This is a genomic window from Microvirgula curvata, from assembly GCF_054781615.1.
This window is the reverse complement of sequence record NZ_BAAGUB010000010.1, coordinates 68207-84848: the sequence shown is the minus strand read 5'-3', so window position 1 is coordinate 84848 and position 16642 is coordinate 68207. Positions and strand designations below refer to the sequence as shown.

Below are 16642 nucleotides of genomic sequence, written 5' to 3'. Positions count from 1 at the left end.
GATGTATCTGCAAACTCAACGCAAGTTGCGTACATTTCATTTTTAATGAATGCGAACTTTACCGAGTTGCCCGCTATCGTCAGGACTAGCTGGATGACGACGCATTCTGCTGCCTGCACAGTGGCTGCTGAACAAACCCGATGCCGGTGATGTCATCCCGGAAGGACGAGGCGACGGACTTGTCTGCGGAAGGGCGCAAGGGTCTGAAGCAGAGACTTGAGCAGGAAATCAGGATGAGGAATCAATCATGAAACGCAATCTGTTTGCTGAATTGACTGAAGGCGTGGATGCGCTGCGCGCGGAACGAGAGGGCAAGGTGACCTTGCGCAAGCATCAGGTCGAGCGCAAGGCCCCGCCCTGTGTCAGCGCTGAAGAACTGCTGGCCTTGCGTACCCGGCTGCATCTGTCGCGGCCCGTCTTTGCCCGTTATCTGCGTACCAACGAGCGCACGCTGGAAAACTGGGAGCAGGGCCGTGCCAAACCCAATGCCCAGGCCGCAACCCTGATCCGTCTGGTAGAACGCTACCCGGATACCATGGAGCGGCTGGCTTCAATCTGACACGGCCCGGGGGCCTGTTACATATACTCGGCCACTCCGTAGCCGATGATGGTGATCAGGCCGAACACGAACACCACGCCGCCCCAGGTCGAGCGGTAGATCATCAGTCGCGGGACGCGCTTCATCAGCACGACCGGCATCACGTAGCAGTACAGCGCAATGACCGGTGCCGACATCGCGCCGATGATCTTGAGGATCGGCGGATTGAACACGGCCAGCATCCACAGGCCGGCGATCATGCTGATCGTGGTCCAGGTGCGCAGCTTCCTGTGATTGAATGCGGCCTTGCTGTCCTTGTCGGCGTTCCAGGTCGCCAGGCGATAGATCATGCCGTCCAGGCCTTCGCGGGTGCCGATGAAGTGACCGAAGTACGAGGTCACGATGGCGATCAGCGCGACGATCGGAATCAGGTAGCGCAGCCACGGTTCATTCGACTGCAGCGAGATCATGGTCAGCACGTCGACGTTGTTGGCCTTGGCGTCGATCATGCTCTGCGGCGTTTGCGACAGCACGATCGAGAACACGAAGAACATCACGAACACCAGCAGGATCAGGCTGTTCCACCACACCACGCGGTCGGTGCGCTTCACGGCTTCGTCCGGTGTCGCGCTCTTGCCGCGGTACGAACTGGCCAGCGCCGAACAGATCGGCGAGAAGTTCATCGAGAACACCAGTACCGGGAAGGTCAGCAGCAGGTTGCGGACCAGGCTGGCCGGTTCGATCGGCTGCTGGAATACCGACAGGTTCCAGTACGGAATCATGTACAGCGACAGCCCGAACAGGATGGCGATCAGCGGGTAGACCAGGATCGAGGTGACCTTCAGCACGGTATTCTCGCCGGCCACGATCACGCCGGTCAGGCCGACCAGCAGGATGCCGGTCAGCATCGGACGCGAGATGCCGTCGATGCCCATCTGGTTTTCCAGGAACGACGACACGATGTTGGTCACGCCGGTTGCGTAGCCGACACAGATGGTCACGATCGACAGGAAGTACAGCACGCTGATGGCAAAGCCCCAGTTGCGGCCGAGATCGTTTTCGACCACGCCGGTGATGTCGGTTGCCTGTTCACTGGACGCCACCATGCGGGTGACGCCACGGTGCGAAATGTAGGTGAGGGGCAGGATGATCAGAGTGAGGATGATCATCGGCCAGATGCCGCCCAGGCCAGCCTGGATCGGCAGGAACAGAATCCCGGCGCCGATGGCGGTACCGAATAGCGTCAGCACCCATTCCATGTCCTGACGTGTCATGCTCGCGTTCAAGATTGAACCCTTTCTATGAAGCGTGGCCTCGCTGGCCGCGCATGGACGGAAATGATTTCGGATGCCACGGGGGCATCCGTTCGTAAATCATGAAACGATTATAAAATGGAATGCCGTTGCGGCTGGCACTATCGTGCCAAATCTGTCTTTCCATGCCGCAATGTGGCGCCAAGCCCTTGATTACCGGTCGCTTGTCTGGCCGAACTGCATGTTGGATAGTGAATATGAAAAGCGGCCATTTGGCCGCTTTTGGTTGCAAAACGAAAAAATAAAAGTAAATAAAGTTAATACCCGAACGTCAATTATGACTTTCGATCATGCAAACAGCCGGGACAGCCCGTCCAGCCCGACAAAACGCAGCGAGACGTCAGCGTGCTGGCGAACGACCGGTTTCGGGTGCATGCCGACGCCAAGACCGGCGGCGGCAATCATTTTCAGGTCGTTGGCACCGTCGCCCATGGCGATGACCTGTTCCGGTTCCAGTCCCAGTTCACCGCGCAGGCGGACCAGCCAGTCGGCCTTGGCCTGGGCATCGATCAGCGGGCCGGTCATCCGGCCGGTCAGCTTGCCGTCGATGATTTCAAGCTGGTTCGCGATGGCGTAATCCAGGCCGAGCTCTTCTTTCAGCCGATCGGTGAAATAGGTGAAGCCGCCGGAAATCAGCAGGGTACGGATGCCGCTGGCGCGGCAGTCGGCCAGCAGTTCGCGTGCGCCGGGCATCAGCGTCAGCCGCTCGTCGTAGACGCGGGCCAGCGCATCGACCGGCAACCCTTCGAGCAGGGCGACCCGTTCGCGCAGCGAGGCGGCAAAATCCAGCTCGCCGGCCATCGAACGTGCGGTGATGGCGGCGACCTGCGGCTTGACGCCGAACATGTCGGCGATTTCGTCGATGCACTCGATGGTGATCAGGGTCGAGTCCATATCCGAGACCAGCAGGCCGTAGTCGGCCAGGCGGCGGCCGGCCGGCACGAAGGCAAAGTCGATCCGGTGCTGGTCGCAGAAGGCATCGACGGCAGCATGACGTTCCGGATCGGCGCCAGCCAGCCGGTAGGCCAGCCCCGGTGCGACGGTGCTGGTATCGCGGGCGCCGGAAAGCGATGCCAGCGTGTCCAGGTGCGGCGCAGGGTCGACCGGCGCCTGAATGATCAGGTTGTGGGGCATGACGGCTCCAGTAGATGAGTGGCGTCCATTGTACGCAGGCCGCGCGCGGGAGGGGACAGCAGGCCGTGGCCGCGTTGTGCCTCGCGCAGCACGGCGCCGATCGCGCTCGGTGCCGCGCAGTCGTCCAGCTGACTGGCCGGCAGCCGATGCAGGGCGAACGGCCAGTCGGGCGCAGCCGTCGGCGCAAAGCCGGCGTCGGTAACGACGATCAGCACCGGTTCGGGCTGCCGGGGCAGATCGTCGGCCAGATGGCGGCACTCGCTGTCGAACAGCGTGCCTGGCGTGTCGGCGCAGATGACGCGTGACAGCGGCCGGTCCGGGTCGAGGCGCAGAAAACGCAGGCTGTGATCGGCAAAGGCCGGCAGACACAGCACGACGCCATCGTGCCCGGCCGCGATGCGTGCGGCCAGCGCAGCGGTCAGCAGCGTGACCGACTGCACGCTGTGGACCGTGACGCCATGCCGGTACAACGCCGCCAGCCACCGGCCCGGCGCCGCCGGCCTTGCCGGTGCGGAAAACGCCACCCGCCGCTGCGGCAGCCGGTGCAGCCCGCGGCAGGGCGCGTCCGGAAACAGGCGCTCGAGGCGAAAGTGCACCCAGCGCCGGCGATGGTGCAGGGCGACCGGTGGCGTCTGCTCGACATGCAGCGGGTCGGCCGGGTCCTCGATCAGCAGGTGCAGGCCGGCGCTGCCGGCGCATTGTGCGGCCGCCTGCTCGCACTCGGCGTCGGTCCAGCTTGCCAGCCGGCAGGCGCCACGGCGGTCGTGGGTCCAGAGCGTGGCCAGTCCCGGTGTCAGGCACAGGAAGCCGGGCCGATGACCGATGCCGGTCATCGCGTCAGCTCGAGCGTGGCGCTGTGCAATGGCGACAGTACGGCGCTCAGCACCCAGGCCAGGATCAGTCCCAGCAGCACGGTCAGCGACGGTTCGATCAGCCGCTGCAACCGGTCGATGCCGGCGCGGATATCGCGCTGGTAGCCGTGATCGGCGTGGGCCAGCATCCGGCCGAGTGCGCCGGTCTGCTCGCCGAGCCGGATCAGCCGGCGCAGCCGGGGCGGGAACAGGCCGCCGGTCGCCAGCGCATCGGCCAGCGTACTGCCGCCGGCGACCCGGCGCCGGGCATCGGCCAGCGCGGCGGCGACTGCCCGGTTGCCGACCAGCTGCTCGCAGCGTTCCAGTACGGTCAGCAGCGGAATGCCGGCGCTGTACAGCAGGGCGAAACCGGCGGCAAAGCGCGACAGCGCGATCTGGTGCCGGATCGGGCCCAGCAGCGGCAGTGCCAGCCGCCAGCGGTCGGTGTGCAGCAGCAGCGGTGGAAACCGGCGGCAGGCAAGGCGCCAGCTGGCCAGCGTGAGCAGCAGCAGTGCTGCCAGCCACGGCCCGTACCGTTCCGCCGCCGAAGCGGTGCTGATCAGCAGGCGGGTTTGCCATGGCAGCGCGGCGCCGAGGCTGTCGAGAAAGCCGACCAGTTGCGGCAGCAGGTAGAGCAGCAGGAAGACGCAGACTGCCAGCAACACGCCGGCGACGAACAGCGGATACATCAGCAGCCGGATACTGTGCGTGCGCTGCTCGTCGTCCCGGCGCAGCATGTCGCTGAGCCGGGCGCAGATCACCGGCAGTTCGCCGCTCAGTTCCCCGGCTTCCACCAGCGCCACGATGACCGGCCCGAAGGCGCGCGGGTGGGCGCGCATGGCGGCGGACAGCGTACTGCCGCGCTCCAGGTCCTGCGACATGACCGCCAGTACATGGCGCATGGCGGCATCGACGCTGTCGTCGTCCAGTTCGCGCAGGGCATCGAGCAGCGGCAGGCCGGCACCGAGCAGATGTTCCAGCTGCAGGAAAAAATCGATCTGCGTGCGCCGCGACACCCGCCGCGGCGCGGCGCGGGTCAGCAGACCGGCGCGGGTTTCCAGATGGATGACCGTCAGCCCCAGCGCCGCTGCCCGCTGTTCCAGATCGGCCAGATTGGCTGCGTTCAGGCGGTGGCGGCGGACGCGCCCGTCGCGGTCGGCGGCAAGCAATTGATAGTGCATGGATCAGCGCCTCTCCGACAGATCGATGGTCCGGATGATTTCTTCCAGCGAGGTATCGCCGGCCAGCACCCGCGCGCAGCCCTGTTCGGCGAGCTCGCTGAAACCGCGTGCCTTCGCCAGCCGGCGCAGCGAGGCCGGGTCATCGTGCCGGCCGATGGCGGCGTCGATGTCGGCATCGATGCGCAGCAGCTCGGCAACCATGAAGCGGCCGCGGTAACCGCTGCCGAGGCAGGCCTCGCAGCCGCGCGGGCGAAACAGGCAGACCTCGCCGTCGCTGACGCCGAGCAGCCGGCGTTCGCCGGCGTCGGGCCGGTCCGCCTGCCGGCAATGCGGGCACAGGCGGCGCACCAGCCGCTGGCCGAGGATGCCGCTCACATTGCCGACCAGCGTGTCGCGGCATACACCGAGGTCCAGCAGCCGTGGCAGCACGCCGAGCGCGGTCGGCGCATGCAGCGTGGCAAAGACCTGATGGCCGGTCATTGCGGCGCGGAACGCCATGGCCGCGGTGTCGGCATCGCGGATTTCGCCGACCAGAATCGCATCCGGGTCCTGGCGCATCAGGCTGCGGATGCCGCTGGCGAAGTCGAGCTTGACGTTGTCGGTGATTGAAGTCTGGCGGATGCCCGGCATCGGGTACTCGACCGGATCTTCCAGCGTCATGATGTTCAGCGCGGTGCTGTCGAGCAGTGACAGCACCGCGTACAGCGTCGTGGTCTTGCCGGACCCGGTCGGCCCGGTGACCAGCAGGATGCCGGCCGGCCGCGCGCTCAGCGCCCGCAGCAGCGCCTGTTGCGCGTCCGGCAGGCCGAGTCCGTCCAGCGACAGGTACTCGCGCTGGCGATCGAGCAGCCGCAGCACCAGGTTCTCGCCGTGCAGCGTTGGCTGGGTGGCGGCGCGCACATCGAGGCGGCGGCCATCCGGCGACTGCGAGAAGCGACCGTCCTGGGGCGCGCGCGTCTCGGCGATATTCATGCCGGACAGGATTTTCAGCCGGGTCAGCATGGCCGGCCAGTGACGCTTGTCCAGCGTCCGGAACAGCTGCATGACGCCATCGAGCCGATAGCGGATGCGAACGAAGGTCTGCTCCGGCTCCAGGTGGATGTCGCTGGCATCGCGGGCGGCGGCATCGGCAATCAGGCTGTCCACCAGCTGCACCACCGGATTGCCGTCGACCGGCGCTCGCCCGATGACCTCGGCGCTGGCCCCGTCCAGCGCGCGCAGGGCGTCGTCCACTGCCGCCGCATGACCGTAGGCGCGGCCGATGGCCTGGGCAATGTCGGCCGCCGCCGCCTGGTGGGTACGCAACTGGCGGCAACGTGCGCCACCCTGCTGGCGGATATGCGCCAGCGCCACATTGTCGTGCGGACGCGACATGGCCAGGTCCAGCGTGCCACTGTCGGCGTCGAAGGCCAGCGGGAACGCCGCATGGCGGATGGCCAGCTCGCGCGGCAGCAGCGCCAGCAGGCGCGGGTCGGCCACCTGCCGGCGCAGGGCGCCGAGCACCGGCACGGCGGTCGACACCGGTCGTTGCTGCAGGGCGGCGGCACTGACGAAGCCGAGCCGGAGCAACAGCGTATCGAGAGCAACACCGGTAGCCTGTTGTTCGGCCTGCACCACGTGCAGCTGTGCTGGCGTCAGCAGCCCCCGGGCCAGCAGCCATTGGGTGAATTCTGCTTCCGGGGCACTCATCGTTCCTCCTCCAGCGTTGCCAGCCGGCGCAGGGTCGGTGCCCGCGGAAACCGGGCGGGCCGGGCGTCGGCCAGGGCCAGGGCCATCCGGTAGTGGCGGATGGCTTCCTGTCGCTCGCCGCGCTGGTCCAGTGCGACGGCGAGGTTGTACGCATGGTCGGCCTGCGCCGGATCGGCTGCCAGCAGGGCGGCCCAGCCGCTGCGTGCGCGGGCCCAGTCGCCATCGGCGCTGGCCTGGCGGGCCGGCGCCAGCCGCGGGTCGATCGGCGCTGCCGGGCGTGGCGGGTGGACCGGCGTGTCCGCATGTGAAATCAGGCGGCCACCGTCCGGCTGGATGCGCAGCCGCAGTCTGGCGGGCGGCGCGGGAGGGGCGGCATCGGGAACGTCCGCATCCGGATCGTCCGTCCCGTCGGTGGGGCCGGTCCCGGCAGCATCAGGCGTGTCCTGCGGCGGGGGCGGCGGGTCGGCCTCGGCCACGAGGGGGGCATTGAGGGCGGTCATGGGCAGGGTGTCCGCTGCGGGGGCCGCCGCCGCCCGGGGCAGGGCGGGGACGGGGGGCGCCGGCTGCATCGCCCGGACGATATAGCCGGCCAGCCCGAGCTGCGACAGCAGCAGTACGCCCAGCGCGGCAATGCGCCGCCGCCGCTGTCGGGCCTGCTGCCGGCCATATGCCTGCCACAGCGGCAGGGGCGCACCGGCATCCTGATCCGGATCGGCATCGACCGGCACCGGTTCCGGGCTGGCGGTGTCACCGGTTTGCAGTACGCGTCCGTCCCGGGGCCCGGCGGTCATCGGGAGGCCTCCAGCAGGGCGGCCGGATCACCGGCCAGTGTCGGCTTGATGAACACCACCGGTTCGGTCTTGACCGTGCGTTCGTCACGGCTGCCGAACAGCACGCCGAGATACGGAATCCGGGCCAGCCACGGCAGGCCACGATTGTCATGCATCAGCCGGTCCTGGATCAGGCCGCCAAGAATGCCGACCTCGCCGCTCTGCAGCCCGAGCGTCGACTCCAGCTCACGCACCTGGACCTCCGGCACCCGGCTCTCGACCCTGGCCTCCATCATCTGCAGGGCCGGATCAGGCACATAGCCGGTGATATGGGTAATGGTCGGACGCACACTGAGCGAAATGCGGCCACTGGCCCCGATCTGCGGCACCACGCTGAGCACGATGCCTTCCGGCACGGTATGGACCTTGCTTTCGTAGGTGTAACTCGGGGTGGCGCCATCCCGGCTCCGGCTGCCGACATAGTCGCGGGTGACGCGGATGGAAAAGTACGGCACGTCGCGCACCACCTTGAGAATGGCGACCTGATTGTTCAGCGCCATCAGCTTCGGGCTGGACAGCACCCGGGTGCGACCAAAGGTTTCCAGCAGACGCAGTGCGGCGCTGAGGTCGGCCCCTTTCCAGATCAGGCTGGCGCCCGGCGAGCCGGCACCGGACGGAAAGTTGCCGATCAGGCGGAAATGGTCGAACAGGCGGTCCCAGGCAATGCCGGACTGGTAATGATTCGACAGTTCCACTTCGACGATGGTTGCCTCGATCAGCACCTGACGCATCGCCCGGCGGTGGACCCGTTCCAGCAGCGTGCGCACCTGACGGTGCTGGCGGGCGGTGGCGCGGACGGAAATCAGGCCGGTCTCGGGATGAACGGCCAGCTTGCCGCCCTCGCCATCGTCGGGGGGGCGCGACCAGGGGTCGGCCGGCCGGCCGGCCGGGGGGGCGCCCGGCGTGCGCGACATGCCGGGCGGAGCAGGCAGGCGGCTGTCGCCGGCCGCGGCATCGGGGTCTGCCTGCAGCAGCACGGCGAGGTGGCGGGTCAGGCTGTGCCAGAAATCATTGCCGGCATGGCTGCCGATCCGGGTCGACGACCCGTTGTCCTGCGGGTTGCTGCTGGCGGCGACGGGGGCCGCCCCGCCGGAAATATTGGCGTCGACATTCAGCGTGGACTGGAAATGACGGGAAATATTGACGTAGTCGAGCGTGTAGTGGTGCAGGTAAGGCGTATCCGGCTCGACGACCAGCGTGTCGCGGTCGCGTCGCCAGCGCATGTCGGCCTGCTCCGCCAGGCGGTCAAGGATGCGCGGCAGTGGCTGGCGGATCGCATGCAGGCTGACCTGGCCCTGCAGCTGCGGATGAATGTCGATGTCGATGCCGGCATCGCCGGCCAGCCGGGTCAGCAATTCGCGCAAGGGCGCCGGCCGGTCGAGGCTGATGCTGTAGCGTCGGCCGCCATCGGCATCGGCCACGGGCGGGGCCAGCACCGGCGGCGGGATCGGTGCGGGAGGCGGTCTGCCCGGCACCGGGGGCGGCGTGGGCGGGAGGTCGGGAAAGGCTGCGCATCCGCCCTGCAGCAGGGACAGAAAAAGCAACAAGTGGGCAGGGCGGGACACGCGGGTACTTGGCATTCGGAATCCCCGGGGCGTGGCATGGGCGCAACGCGCATACGTCGTATGCGGATATTTCTGATGCTTCCCATTTGGCGAAGACGGCGTGCCGCCTTACAATGCTCGGCCACGTCAATGTGTTGGCGCGGGTGTCGCCGCCGGGTATGCCGGGGCGATAAGAGACAAATATGCTAATAAATTGATAATTTGCTGTATTCAGTAGCTGTTTTTCGGTTTTTGCCGACAAAATCATTTTTAATGCTTTCCGGATATCGTTGCAAGCGCGGGGATAGGGGCTGGTTTGAGTCAAGGCAACTTCATAGAGCTTGAGCACGTCGATTTCAGCTATGGCGACAGGCAGATCCTGCGCGATGTGTCACTGTGCGTGCCGAAAGGCAAGCTGGTCGCCATCATGGGCGGCTCGGGCAGCGGCAAGACCACGCTGCTGAAACTGCTGTCCGGCCAGGTCAGGCCTGACCGTGGCCGGGTGACGGTCGGTGACGCGCGGGTGGACAACATCGATTCCGCCGGCCTGTACCGGCTGCGCCGGCGCATGGGCATGCTGTTCCAGTTCGGTGCGCTGTTCACGGACCTGTCGGTGCTCGACAATGTGGCATTTCCGCTGCGCGAGCAGACTGATCTGCCGGAAAGCATGATTCGCGACCTGGTGCTGATGAAGCTCGAAGCGGTCGGCCTGCGCGGTACGGCCGGGCTGATGCCGGCCGAGCTGTCGGGCGGCATGGCGCGGCGGGTTGCGCTGGCCCGCGCGATTGCACTCGACCCGGAACTGATGCTGTACGACGAGCCGTTCACCGGGCTGGACCCGATTGCGCTCGGCACCATCGCCTTCCTGATCAAGCGGATGAACGCGGCACTCGGCGCCACGGCGGTCATGGTCACCCATGACGTCCACGTGTCGCTGGACGTGGTCGACTACATCTATTTCGTCGCCGATGGCGGCATCGTCGCCCAGGGAACGCCGGACGAGGTGCGGGTGTCGAACGATCCGTTCGTGCGCCAGTTCGTGCACGGCGAGGCCGACGGTGCGGTCAAACTGCAATATCCGGCGCGCGACTACGCGACGGATCTGGGACTGGGGAGGGCCGGACATGCTTGACGGACTGCGCGCCGGCCTGACCGGTATCGGCCACCGCATCGTCGAAGGCGTATGGCGGCTCGGCTTTGCCCTGCGCTTTCTGCTGGCCGTGCTGACGCACTCGGGCACGGCGCTGCTGCGTTTCCAGCTGACCATTCGCGAAGTGTATTTCGCCGGCGTCCTGTCGCTGGTCATCATCATCGTGTCCGGCGCTTTCGTCGGCATGGTGCTGGGGCTGCAGGGCTATACCACGCTGATGCGCTTCGGCTCCGCCGATGCGCTCGGCAGCCTGGTGGCGCTGTCGCTGCTGCGCGAACTGGGCCCGGTGCTGGCGGCATTGCTGTTCGCCAGCCGCTCCGGCTCGGCGATGACGGCTGAAATCGGCCTGATGAAAGCGACCGAGCAACTGGACGCGATGGCGGTCATGGCGGTCAATCCGATCGCCCGCGTGGTCGCCCCGCGCTTCTGGGCCGGCGTGTTTTCGATGCCGCTGCTGGCGGCGCTGTTCAGCCTGATGGGCATCTTCGGCGGCTATTTCATCGGTGTGGTGATGATCGGCCTCGACCATGGTTCGTACTGGTCGCAGATGCAGGCGGCCGTGGACCTGCGCGACGATGTGCTCAACGGCGTGATCAAGAGTCTGGTATTTGGCGTGGCGGTCACCCTGATCGCCGTGTTCGAAGGTTATGACGCCCAGCCGACTGCGGCGGGTGTTTCGGCGGCGACAACGCGCACGGTGGTGACTTCCGCGCTGGTCATTCTGGCACTGGATTTTGTGCTGACCGCCTTCATGTTCTGATACGGATAGCTTTCACTATGAAAAGAGCCACAATTGATCTGTGGGTTGGCATCTTCGCCGTCATCGGCTTTGCTGCCATCCTGTTCCTTGCACTGAAAGTGGCGAACCTGACCACCGCTTCCAGTGCCAGCAGTTACCGGGTGACGGCCGAATTCGACAATATCGGCGGCCTCAAGGTCCGTGCGCCGGTCAAGGCCGCAGGCGTCATCGTTGGCCGGGTCGATGACATCCGCCTCGACAGCAAGACCATGCGGGCCCGGGTGATGCTGGCGCTGGACAGCCGCTACCCGTTTGCCCGCGACGTGGCGGCTTCCATCAATACCTCGGGCCTGCTCGGCGAGCAGTATGTCGCGCTGCTGGACGGCGGCGACAGCGAGCCGCTGCGTGCCGGGGACACCATCAGCATGACCTCGTCCGCGCTGGTGCTGGAAGATCTGATCGGCAAGTTCATGCTGAGCTTTGCCGAAAAGGGGGGTGACGACGGTGCGACCAAGTCGGCCGCCTCGCTCAAATGAACACGCTATCCGCCGCCCGCTGACCGGGTGGCGACGACTGACCGATACATTGTGAGATATCAAAAATGAAACGCATTGCCGCCGTATTTGCCTTCCTTGCCTGTGGCTTCATGCCCGTGGCAGCCTACGCAGACAACCCTGATGCCGTGGTCAGACAGACTGCGCAGCAGGTTCTGGAAACCATCCGCAAGGACACCGGCCGCAATCCTGCCCGTCTGCGCGGCGAGATCGAAGCGCTGGCGACGCCGAAGTTCGACTTCACCCGCATGACGGCACTGGCTGTCGGCCGCGGCTGGCGCCAGGCGACGCCTGAGCAGCAGGCACAGCTGACCGACGCGTTCCAGACGCTCCTGGTCCGGACCTATGCCTCGACGATGATCCGCTTCAAGAATGCCCAGGTGTCGGTCGCCGACAACCCCATCGTCAGCAGCAATGGCCGTGAAGCCACGGTGCGCAGCAGCGTGCAGACCGGCGACGCCAGCAACAAGCCGGTGCAGATCGACTACACGCTGTACCGGACTGCTGCCGGCTGGAAGGTCTACAACGTCACGGTCGAAGGCGCGAGCCTGGTGACTGTCTATCGCAGCAATTTCAACGAAGTGGTCAGCAAGCAGGGTATCGACGGCCTGATCCAGTCGATCCGCGACAAGAATGCGCAGCTGGCCGCCAAGGGCGGTGCCTGACATGAGCGAACGGCTGGCCCTGCCCACCCGCGTGACGCTGGCCGACAGCGCAGCCCTGCTGCACACGCTGACCCCGGCCGTCGCCCGCGATGATTGCGTGCTGGACTGGTCGGCGGTGGAGTCGGCCGACTCCTCGGCGCTGGCGCTGGTCTTCGGCCTGCAGCGCGCGGCGGCTGCCGCCGGCCGCCAACTGACCCTGACGGCCCTGCCGAACGGACTGGCCACACTGGCCCAATTGTACGGAGTGGAACATTTTGTCTCTCAAGCCGACTAGGGCCCTGACGGCGCTCGGTCTCCTGATCGCTCTCGGCGGATGCGCAACGGGTTCCAACCCGTCCGATCCGTATGAAGGCTATAACCGCAAGGTTTACGCTTTCAACAGTGGCTTTGACCGCCACGTCTATCGTCCGGTGGCCGAAGGCTACCAGAAGGTCACGCCGCAACCGGCGCGGACCGGCATCCGCAACTTCTTCGACAACCTGGCCGACATGCTGAGCCTGGCGAACAATATCGTCATGCTGCGTCCGGTGCCGGCGATGAGCGATTTCATGCGCGTCAGCGTCAATACCGTGCTCGGCCTTGGCGGCCTGCTCGATATTGCCACGCCGATGGGCCTGCACAAGGACCAGAAGGGCTTTGGCGACACGCTGGCGCACTATGGCTGGCAGAACAGTGCCTACTTCATGGTCCCGTTCTTCCCGCCGTCGACCATCCGCGACACGCTGGGTCTCGGCGTCGATTACCTGACGGTGCCGACGCGCGAACTGTTCACCACGACCTATACCGACGCCTCGGCGGTGATGGTGAACCTGGTCGACCAGCGCGCGCGCCTGCTGCCGCTGGACCCGGCGCGTGATGCCGCCCTCGACGAGTACACGTTCACCCGCGACGCGTGGATGGCGATCCGTGCCCGCCAGCTCGGCATTGCGCCGCCGCTGGGCAATGGCGACGACAACGAAGAGATCGACATCAACGAACTGGTCCCGGCCAATCACAGCGGTGCCGAGTCCGAGCCGCAGCATGCAATGCCGGCTGCGCCGGTCGAGCCGGAAGAGCACATGGTGCATACCGCCCATGCTGCGCATGCCGCAGCTGCAGAAGCGCCGGAAGCCGGCAAGGAAGCCGTCGTCACGCCGTAGTGCCCGTCTTGCTTTCCGTGCCAGAAACCAGGCCCCTGACCCTCCGGTCAGGGGCTTTCTGCTGTTCCGTCCATCCGGAATGGACCAACGAAGCAGGATCTCCCCGTCGTGGCGGGAACGGAAGGGGCAGGGCCCGGTCAGGCAGACTGCCGCATTCACGATTCTTGCTGTCAGCCGGGCGTGTACCGGCACCACGGCGACCGTTGCAGCCCACTCCTGAGCAGTCAAAAGCCCCTGACCATCCGGTCAGGGGCTTTGGGGCCGGGCCGAAACGGCGTCCTACAGCCAGCGTGCCTCGATCAGATCGCGCAGTCCGGCCGACACGCCGACGCCAAAGCGCTTGGCGATGCGGTCGCTGAGGCCGTCCTTCGGCGTCATGTCGACCGTGTCTTCGGCATGAATCACGTCGCGGGCGACCGAATTGACCGAGCCGTAGCCATCGACCAGTCCGAGCGGAATCGCCTGTTCGCCGATCCAGACCCGGCCGGTGAACAACTCGTCCCCTTTCAGCCGCGCGCCACGGCCGCGCTTGACCGCGGTGATGAACTGGGTGTGGATCGCATCGAGCAGACCCTGACGGATGGCGCGCTGTTCCGGCGTTTCCGGGCTGAACGGATCGCCCATGCCCTTGTCGCGGCCGGCGTGGGCCAGCCGGCGTTCGACGCCGAGCTTGTCCATCAGACCGGTAAAGCCGAAGCCGTCCGACAGCACGCCGATCGAACCGACGATGCTGGCCTTGTCGACAAAGATCTTGTCGGCCGCTGCGGCGATGTAATAGCAGCCACTGGCGCAGACATCCTCGACCACCACGTACAGCGGGATCTTCGGGTGCAGTTTCTTCTGGCGCATGATCTCGTCGTAGACCATGCCGGACAGCACCGGGCTGCCGCCGGGGCTGTTGGCGCGGATGATGATCCCGCGGGTGCCGGAATCCTTGTAGGCGGCTTTCAGCCCGTCGATCATCCGGTTGGCGGTGTCATTGTTGCCGTCAATCGTGCCGCTGAGCTGCAGCACGGCGGTGCGCGTGCCGGCGCCGGGCAGGGCTTCGGTCGAATCGCCGGACATGCTGGCAAACAGCGGCCACAGCACCAGCGCAATGACGATCAGCCAGGTCAGGCGGAAGAAAATGTTCCAGCGACGCGTACGGCGCTGTTCGACGACGGCAGCCAGCAGGGTTTTTTCGACCACCTGGCGTTCCCAGTTTTCACTCATATGCGTATCGATTTCCGGTCAGAAGGGCGAGGGCGAGCTTAACAGAAACCCGGATGCTCAGTCGGCCACCAGCCAGACACTGCCGTCGCGTTCGATGACCGCCACCGGTTCCAGTTTCTGGCCGGGACAGGGACCGAGCACGCACAGGCCATTGTCGGCGCGAAAATGGGCGCCATGGGTGCTGCAGACCAGATGATGGCCGTCGAGGCTGAAGAAGCGGCTGTCGTTCATGTCCAGCGGCATTGGCCGGTGGCGGCAGAGATTCAGGTAAGCGCGCACCTGCGAGCGGTAGCGGACCACGAACGCCTCGCCGCGCGGCGAGGCGAAGCGCACGCCGGGGCCGCCGTCGACCAGTGCCGACGACGGGCAGATCAGCGTGGCAGCGACATCAGCCATGTGTCGAAACCGGCGAAGTCGTCGAACACCGCCAGCGGTGCCACGGCCTCGAGCTGCTGACGCGGATGAGCGCCCTGCGCCAGGCCGCAGCCGGGCACGCGGGCGTTCTTCGCCATCAGCAGATCGTGGGTGGTATCGCCGACCATCAGGCTGGCGCTGCGCTCGACGCCAAAGTAGTCGGTCAACTGATCGAGCATCTCCGGATCGGGCTTGGACGCACACTCGTTGACGGTGCGGGTGGCATCGAACAGGCCGGCCAGCCCGCTGGCTTCCAGCGCGCGGTCGAGCCCGGGGCGGCCCTTGCCGGTGGCCACGGCGAGGAAATAGCCGGCCTGACGGTAGGCCTGCAGCGCCTCGCGCACGCCGGGGAACAGCTCGACCGTCTCTTCGCCGGCCAGGTAGTTGCGCTTGTAGGCTTCAACCATGCCGCCGTAGTCCGACTCGGCCAGACCCGGGCAGGCGACGCGCATGGCGTCACGCAGGCCGAGACCGATCACGTGCGACGCGCGTTCGCGTTCCGGCACCGGCAGACCGAGATCGGCGCAGGCGCGCTGGATCGAGCGGGTGATGTGCGCGGTCGAATCCATCAGCGTACCGTCCCAGTCGAACACCAGCAGGGAGGGAGGAGCAACCATCATGACTTCAGGCTTTCGGCAAAGGCGACCAGTTCGCGCGGCAGCGGGACTTCGAACAGCAGCGGTTCGCCGGTCAGCGGGTGGGGCAGGCTGAGGTGCCAGGCATGCAGGAACAGGCGTTTCAGTCCCTGGCGTGCCAGCATCTTGTTGGTATCGTAGTCGCCATACTTGTCATCGCCGGCGATCGGACAGTCGGCCGACTGCATGTGGACGCGAATCTGGTGGGTACGACCGGTGCGCAGCCGCGCCTCGACCAGGGTAAAGCCCGGCAGGCGCTCGACAATGCGGAAATCGGTCTGCGAGGCCAGCCCGTTCTGCTCGTCGACGCGCACCCGGCGCTCGCCGTCCGGCAGCGTGTACTTGAACAGCGGCTTGCGTACCGACTTGCGCGCCGCCGCCCATTCGCCGACACCCAGTGCCAGATAGCGCTTGTCCGGAATATTGTCGCGCATCATCGCATGCAGCTTGACCAGCGCCGAACGCTTCTTGGCCAGCATCAGCAGGCCGGACGTATCGCGGTCGAGGCGGTGAACCAGTTCGAGGAAGCGGGCCTCGGGCCGCGCGGCGCGCAACTGCTCGATCACGCCGAAGCTGACACCGGACCCGCCGTGGACGGCAACACCGGACGGCTTGTCGATGACCAGCATCGCATCGTCCTCGTAGACGATCGGGAACACCGCCGCCGGCACCGGCCGCGCGGCATTGTCGCGCACGGCGATGCGGATCGGCGGCACGCGCACCAGATCGCCGCCGGCAAGGCGGTAACTGGCGTCGATGCGCCCCTTGTTCACCCGCACTTCCCCTGCGCGGAGAATGCGGTACACATGGCTTTTCGGCACCCCTTTCAGGATCTTCAGCAGCCAGTTGTCTATCCGCTGGCCGGCCTCGTCTTCATCGATGGAATGGAAGGTGACGGAATCTTTGCTCGGAGGGGTCATATTGCTTATACTTCGGTCGCTTTATCGTTGCGACGCGACGCGCGTGGTGGCGGTGAAGCGTAACGCCTTCGACCGGTTGCGAAACGAAAATTTCGCCGCCAGCGGGTCTGGGGCGCACAGCCGGCGACGCAGTT

Annotated in this window: 18 protein-coding genes; 7 read left to right on the top strand and 11 right to left on the bottom strand. The window is 66.2% G+C overall.

All coding sequences use genetic code 11. The features are described 5' to 3' along the window. The first annotated feature begins 247 nt into the window (after positions 1-247). Entirely contained in the window at positions 248-559 is a 312-nt protein-coding gene (locus ACYVG8_RS05010) for a helix-turn-helix domain-containing protein (protein WP_028500569.1), read from the top strand. A 17-nt stretch (positions 560-576) separates the two neighbouring features. On the opposite strand, the gene ACYVG8_RS05005 is transcribed toward ACYVG8_RS05010, so the two are convergent. The 7 genes from ACYVG8_RS05005 to ACYVG8_RS04975 all read right to left on the bottom strand — a co-directional run bounded on the left by ACYVG8_RS05005 (position 577) and on the right by ACYVG8_RS04975 (position 8972). Continuing rightward, a complete protein-coding gene (locus ACYVG8_RS05005; RefSeq protein WP_036386983.1) occupies positions 577-1812 on the bottom strand; it encodes an aromatic amino acid transport family protein in 1236 nt (411 codons plus the stop codon). 327 nt (positions 1813-2139) lie between these two features. Next, a complete protein-coding gene (serB, locus tag ACYVG8_RS05000; protein WP_028500571.1) occupies positions 2140-2985 on the bottom strand; it encodes a phosphoserine phosphatase SerB in 846 nt (281 codons plus the stop codon). Beyond that, positions 2970-3818: a hypothetical protein gene (locus ACYVG8_RS04995; RefSeq protein ID WP_028500572.1), complete on the bottom strand. Its 849-nt coding sequence runs from the start codon at positions 3816-3818 to the stop codon at positions 2970-2972. Before ACYVG8_RS04995 ends, serB begins: the two co-directional genes overlap by 16 nt. Beyond that, entirely contained in the window at positions 3815-5017 is a 1203-nt protein-coding gene (locus ACYVG8_RS04990; protein WP_460745106.1) for a type II secretion system F family protein, read from the bottom strand. Before ACYVG8_RS04990 ends, ACYVG8_RS04995 begins: the two co-directional genes overlap by 4 nt. A gap of 3 nt (positions 5018-5020) precedes the next feature. Then, complete coding sequence (locus tag ACYVG8_RS04985) at positions 5021-6706, bottom strand: GspE/PulE family protein (protein ID WP_460745105.1); 1686 nt, start codon at positions 6704-6706, stop codon at positions 5021-5023. Then, positions 6703-7497, bottom strand: coding sequence for a hypothetical protein (locus ACYVG8_RS04980; RefSeq protein WP_460745104.1), 795 nt, complete (start codon positions 7495-7497; stop codon positions 6703-6705). Before ACYVG8_RS04980 ends, ACYVG8_RS04985 begins: the two co-directional genes overlap by 4 nt. Further along, on the bottom strand, positions 7494-8972 hold the full coding sequence (locus ACYVG8_RS04975) for a type II secretion system protein GspD (RefSeq protein ID WP_460745103.1): 1479 nt from the start codon (positions 8970-8972) through the stop codon (positions 7494-7496). The genes ACYVG8_RS04980 and ACYVG8_RS04975 overlap by 4 nt, the downstream gene beginning before the upstream one ends. Positions 8973-9396: 424 nt before the next feature. On the opposite strand from ACYVG8_RS04975, the gene ACYVG8_RS04970 reads away from it, so the two are divergent. The 6 genes from ACYVG8_RS04970 (at position 9397) to ACYVG8_RS04945 (ending at position 13327) form a co-directional block, all read left to right on the top strand. After that, positions 9397-10212: an ABC transporter ATP-binding protein gene (locus tag ACYVG8_RS04970; protein ID WP_028500576.1), complete on the top strand. Its 816-nt coding sequence runs from the start codon at positions 9397-9399 to the stop codon at positions 10210-10212. Further along, complete coding sequence (gene mlaE, locus ACYVG8_RS04965; protein WP_281660001.1) at positions 10205-10990, top strand: lipid asymmetry maintenance ABC transporter permease subunit MlaE; 786 nt, start codon at positions 10205-10207, stop codon at positions 10988-10990. The genes ACYVG8_RS04970 and mlaE overlap by 8 nt, the downstream gene beginning before the upstream one ends. Before the next feature lie 17 nt (positions 10991-11007). Further along, positions 11008-11505, top strand: coding sequence for an outer membrane lipid asymmetry maintenance protein MlaD (mlaD, locus tag ACYVG8_RS04960; RefSeq protein WP_028500578.1), 498 nt, complete (start codon positions 11008-11010; stop codon positions 11503-11505). Between the two features lie 65 nt (positions 11506-11570). Then, the gene (locus ACYVG8_RS04955) at positions 11571-12188 is read left to right on the top strand and encodes an MlaC/ttg2D family ABC transporter substrate-binding protein (RefSeq protein WP_028500579.1); all 618 of its coding nucleotides are present in this window, start codon (positions 11571-11573) and stop codon (positions 12186-12188) included. A gap of 1 nt (position 12189) precedes the next feature. Next, complete coding sequence (locus ACYVG8_RS04950; RefSeq protein ID WP_460745102.1) at positions 12190-12462, top strand: STAS domain-containing protein; 273 nt, start codon at positions 12190-12192, stop codon at positions 12460-12462. Then, positions 12443-13327 carry an MlaA family lipoprotein gene (locus ACYVG8_RS04945; RefSeq protein WP_159076011.1) on the top strand — a complete coding sequence of 295 codons (885 nt, stop codon included), beginning with the start codon at positions 12443-12445 and terminating at the stop codon, positions 13325-13327. Before ACYVG8_RS04950 ends, ACYVG8_RS04945 begins: the two co-directional genes overlap by 20 nt. A 279-nt stretch (positions 13328-13606) precedes the next feature. Here ACYVG8_RS04945 and ACYVG8_RS04940 read toward each other — a convergent pair whose 3' ends face one another. Genes ACYVG8_RS04940 through ACYVG8_RS04925 form a run of 4 tightly spaced genes read right to left on the bottom strand, consistent with a single transcriptional unit; the run spans position 13607 to position 16508 of the window. Next, on the bottom strand, positions 13607-14539 hold the full coding sequence (locus ACYVG8_RS04940) for a S49 family peptidase (RefSeq protein ID WP_028500581.1): 933 nt from the start codon (positions 14537-14539) through the stop codon (positions 13607-13609). Positions 14540-14596: 57 nt separating this feature from the next. After that, entirely contained in the window at positions 14597-14935 is a 339-nt protein-coding gene (locus ACYVG8_RS04935; protein WP_460745101.1) for a Rieske (2Fe-2S) protein, read from the bottom strand. Then, complete coding sequence (locus ACYVG8_RS04930; protein WP_460745100.1) at positions 14911-15573, bottom strand: HAD-IA family hydrolase; 663 nt, start codon at positions 15571-15573, stop codon at positions 14911-14913. Before ACYVG8_RS04930 ends, ACYVG8_RS04935 begins: the two co-directional genes overlap by 25 nt. Continuing rightward, a complete protein-coding gene (locus ACYVG8_RS04925) occupies positions 15570-16508 on the bottom strand; it encodes an RluA family pseudouridine synthase (RefSeq protein WP_028500584.1) in 939 nt (312 codons plus the stop codon). The genes ACYVG8_RS04930 and ACYVG8_RS04925 overlap by 4 nt, the downstream gene beginning before the upstream one ends. Positions 16509-16642 lie beyond the last annotated feature (134 nt).

Coding starts and splice junctions, on each gene's coding strand:
- ACYVG8_RS05010 (WP_028500569.1), top strand. CDS start 248: ATGAAACGCAATCTGTTTGCTGAATTGACTGAAGGCGTGGATGCGCTG.
- ACYVG8_RS05005 (WP_036386983.1), bottom strand. CDS start 1,812: ATGACACGTCAGGACATGGAATGGGTGCTGACGCTATTCGGTACCGCC.
- serB (WP_028500571.1), bottom strand. CDS start 2,985: ATGCCCCACAACCTGATCATTCAGGCGCCGGTCGACCCTGCGCCGCAC.
- ACYVG8_RS04995 (WP_028500572.1), bottom strand. CDS start 3,818: ATGACCGGCATCGGTCATCGGCCCGGCTTCCTGTGCCTGACACCGGGA.
- ACYVG8_RS04990 (WP_460745106.1), bottom strand. CDS start 5,017: ATGCACTATCAATTGCTTGCCGCCGACCGCGACGGGCGCGTCCGCCGC.
- ACYVG8_RS04985 (WP_460745105.1), bottom strand. CDS start 6,706: ATGAGTGCCCCGGAAGCAGAATTCACCCAATGGCTGCTGGCCCGGGGG.
- ACYVG8_RS04980 (WP_460745104.1), bottom strand. CDS start 7,497: ATGACCGCCGGGCCCCGGGACGGACGCGTACTGCAAACCGGTGACACC.
- mlaE (WP_281660001.1), top strand. CDS start 10,205: ATGCTTGACGGACTGCGCGCCGGCCTGACCGGTATCGGCCACCGCATC.
- mlaD (WP_028500578.1), top strand. CDS start 11,008: ATGAAAAGAGCCACAATTGATCTGTGGGTTGGCATCTTCGCCGTCATC.
- ACYVG8_RS04955 (WP_028500579.1), top strand. CDS start 11,571: ATGAAACGCATTGCCGCCGTATTTGCCTTCCTTGCCTGTGGCTTCATG.
- ACYVG8_RS04950 (WP_460745102.1), top strand. CDS start 12,190: ATGAGCGAACGGCTGGCCCTGCCCACCCGCGTGACGCTGGCCGACAGC.
- ACYVG8_RS04940 (WP_028500581.1), bottom strand. CDS start 14,539: ATGAGTGAAAACTGGGAACGCCAGGTGGTCGAAAAAACCCTGCTGGCT.
- ACYVG8_RS04935 (WP_460745101.1), bottom strand. CDS start 14,935: ATGGCTGATGTCGCTGCCACGCTGATCTGCCCGTCGTCGGCACTGGTC.
- ACYVG8_RS04930 (WP_460745100.1), bottom strand. CDS start 15,573: ATGATGGTTGCTCCTCCCTCCCTGCTGGTGTTCGACTGGGACGGTACG.
- ACYVG8_RS04925 (WP_028500584.1), bottom strand. CDS start 16,508: ATGACCCCTCCGAGCAAAGATTCCGTCACCTTCCATTCCATCGATGAA.